1 protein-coding gene is annotated in these 1936 nt (G+C 31.4%); it reads right to left on the bottom strand.

The genetic code is table 11. The features are described from left to right. The coding region (locus Q0807_RS18820; protein WP_301162057.1) for a T9SS type B sorting domain-containing protein at positions 1-1936 on the bottom strand (1936 nt) is incomplete at both ends.

The raw sequence follows: 1936 nt of genomic DNA, 5'->3' as shown, positions 1-1936 counted from the left end.
CCATTTTGTTGAATTATCGCAGTGAACCAATAGTCGCTAGCAGGCATGTTTTGTCCATTGTAGGTTCCGTCCCAACCCAAGCTATCATGTTTTAATTGTTTAAGCAGTTTTCCTTTACGGTCAAAAATATTAATTACAGTTCCTGGTAGTGTTTCTACACCAGCAATATGCCAAGTATCAAAATCACCATCATTATTAGGAGACATGTGTTTTGGTGCATCAATGACTAAAACAGTTTTATTAACTTCAGCACAACCATTTTGGTCTATAATGGTTACCGTATTGTACCCAATAGGTACATTTTCAAAAACATTAGAGATTTGCGGATTACTATTATTTAATTGATATAAGTAATCACCGATACCATTAATAGTTACGGTTATATTATTTGGGTCAGAAAAATCTATAGTTTCAACGACATCAATAGTTGCAGATTCAGATTCAATAACATTAAAAGTACTTGTGTTTTGGCAACCAAATTGATTGGTAATAGTTACTGAATAGGTGTCAATTTCAGTGATTTCAATTTGAGAAGTTGTTGCACTTGTAGACCATAAATAGGAGTCTAAAGGATTATTAGTCTCTGCAGAAACAACCAACGGTAAGTTATTAAGACATACCACTTGGTCTGGAATTGAAATTGTAGGTATACTATTAATTACTGTTGAGAACTGAGTAATAGCATAACAACCTGTAGCTATATTTTCTACTCTCACAAAGATGATTTCATTATTAAAAGCTATATGATTTTGGTTAAAAGGCTGTAAGTTTTCAATAGCATTAATTTCAGAATTGTAAAATGAAATTGAATACTCATTGGGGTTTTGATTTCCTAGAATAGCACTGTTTTGTTGAGTTAAATCTAATTCTACAAAACCATCAATATCGTCATCACAAACAATTAAATCATTAGGTTGATTTGCAACGGGAAGCGCATTTATAACCAATTGAAAAGGATAAACAGCGTAACATTGCGTAGTACTATATTCTACTCTTGCAAAAAGAGTTTCTGTAGTGTTTAGGTAAGTATAATTTGAATCTAGAGGATTTTCCTTGTTTTCAGCACTAGTTTCGTTAGCGTAATAACCAATAATGACATTAAATGAGTCATCTAAAATAATTTCATTAATTTCTAATAAATCAACTTGATTTTCTGAGTTTTCACAAATGTTAAACGTTTGAAATTCGTTGATTTGTGGAGGGCTATTGACAATTAACTGAAACGGAACAATATCAAAACAATCGGTAGTTGCATTTCTAATCTTAGCATAGATAGTTTGCGGATTAGAAGTGTTGGTGTAGGCTTCAGGATTTGGAATCCTATTATTATCTGCTAACAAATCAGCTTCAGATTCAAAATAAGTAAAGTCAATATTGTATTGTCTACCATCTAAAACATTGAGTTCTATTTCTGTTAAGTTCCATTGTGTATAAAAATTGTAATTGTCTCCACAGGCTGTTAAAGATTGACCATAAGTTACTTCAGGAAGTGATAAAGTGTTAATATTAAATGTTTGAATATCAAAACAACTAGAGTTTGTGTTTTCAATACGTGCATAAATTATTTGTGGATTACTAATTGATGTATAGTTTAGTGGAATTTCATTTGCCCCAACTATTGCATTTAGAGGCGAAAGATGAAACGTAACATTTAAATTAGTTGGACTGTTAGCACTTATTTGTTCTATTTTTTCATTCAAATTCGTTGTCGCTAAACCTGTTTTGTTAGCATCACACTCAAAAATATCAGTTGGGTTGTTGTAAATAGGAGCTTGTCGCACTTCAATTTGCATGGGTGCTACTTTAAAACAATTACTATAGTCTTCATTTTGAAGACGAACATAGATAGTTTGCGGATTTGAAGAAGGTAAATAAGCTGTGTTTTTGTCAATAGGATTATTGTTGTTTATAGCATTATTTTCTGTTTCAAAATAAA

Origin of the sequence: uncultured Winogradskyella sp. (assembly GCF_947495255.1) — a bacterium.
In the GTDB taxonomy this organism is placed as follows: Bacteria; Bacteroidota; Bacteroidia; order Flavobacteriales; family Flavobacteriaceae; genus Winogradskyella.
This window is presented reverse-complemented; position numbering and strand designations above follow the sequence as displayed.